Annotated in this window: 1 protein-coding gene and 1 pseudogene; both read right to left on the reverse strand. The window is 71.8% G+C overall.

The window, feature by feature from the left end:
• Window positions 1-839: pseudogene (locus tag FW784_RS13985) on the reverse strand (translocation/assembly module TamB domain-containing protein); the annotation flags it as partial.
• A partial coding sequence (locus FW784_RS13990) for a BamA/TamA family outer membrane protein (RefSeq protein WP_149353932.1) occupies window positions 836-1,204 on the reverse strand: 369 nt, incomplete at its 5' end. The gene FW784_RS13990 and the pseudogene FW784_RS13985, both read right to left, overlap by 4 nt.

The raw sequence follows: 1,204 nt of genomic DNA on the forward strand, positions 1-1,204 counted from the left end.
GTGAGCGTGACCCGAACGGGGCCGGGCGCCGCGCCGGCAAGCGCCACGTCCATCGCCTCCAGGCTGCCGCGGGCGACGAAGCCCAGCCGCAGCGGCGTGCGCGAATTCTTGACGGGCACCAGTGCAGTGGCGAGCAGGTCGGTGCGGTAGTCATCGGCCGGGGCGTACGTGCCGTGCAGCGCGAACCTGCCGCGATCGCTGTCGATCGCGACATGCGACATCGCCAGGCGACCGCTTGAAACATCCAGCCCGCCGCGCAACCGCGTGATGTCGATCAGCGGTGCCGATTGCCGGGTGACGCGCAGCCCGTCGACGCGGATGTCGTCGGCCTGCAGCGCGAGCGGCACGGTGATCTGCGGAAGCGAGTCGGGCCAGCGTGGCAGCTCGAACGGCTTGTCGTTGGGCGGCAGGTCGAGCGTCGCGCCTTCGATGCGCATGGCGTCCAGCCGCAAACGGCGACCGAGCAACGGGCGCAGGGCCGGATCGAGCACGACGGTGCGTGCGACGAAGTCGAGTTTGTTCCAGCGGAAATGCACGCCGTGCAGCGTCATCGGCCCGGACGCCGGGCCTTCGGCGCTCGACCAGGTCAGCGATGCGGTCGCGGGCAGGCGCGCCTTGATCTGCGCGAGCAGCAGGTCGCGGCCGGCGACGGTGGTCAGCAACCAGTACGCGAAGGCGGCGACCAGCAGCAGCACGCCGAGCGTGGCCAGGCCGCTGCGCAGCGCGAGCCGGCGTCGTCGCGCATGGCGTTTGTCGCGCAGTTCGCCGATGTGCGCTTCCCGCTGTTCGGGTGTCGGCTCGTCCGGTGACGCGCCGTGTGCGTCGGGCAGCCGGCTCACAGCTCCGCCCCGAGCCCGAGGTAGATCTGGAACGGCGAGTCCGCGTCCTTCAGCCCGCGCGCGATGTCGATGCGCACCGGGCCCACCGGTGAGCGCCAGCGCAGGCCGACGCCGACGCCGGTGTGCATGTCGGGGCGCGCATTGAACGCGCTGCCCGTGTCGACGAACACCGCGTAGCCGTAGCGGTCGTTCAGGTAGTGCTCGAATTCCGCGCTTGCGGTGATCACATTGCGCGCGCCGACCGCGAAGCGCTGGCCCTGCACGCCCACGCGCGGCCCGACCTCGCGCCAGCCATAGCCGCGGATGCTGTGCTCGCCGCCGGCATGGAAGCGCAGGCTGGGCGGCAAGGTGCCGACCGGCGCGTC

The organism is Cognatilysobacter lacus, assembly GCF_008274655.1.
GTDB lineage: Bacteria > Pseudomonadota > Gammaproteobacteria > Xanthomonadales > Xanthomonadaceae > Cognatilysobacter > Cognatilysobacter lacus.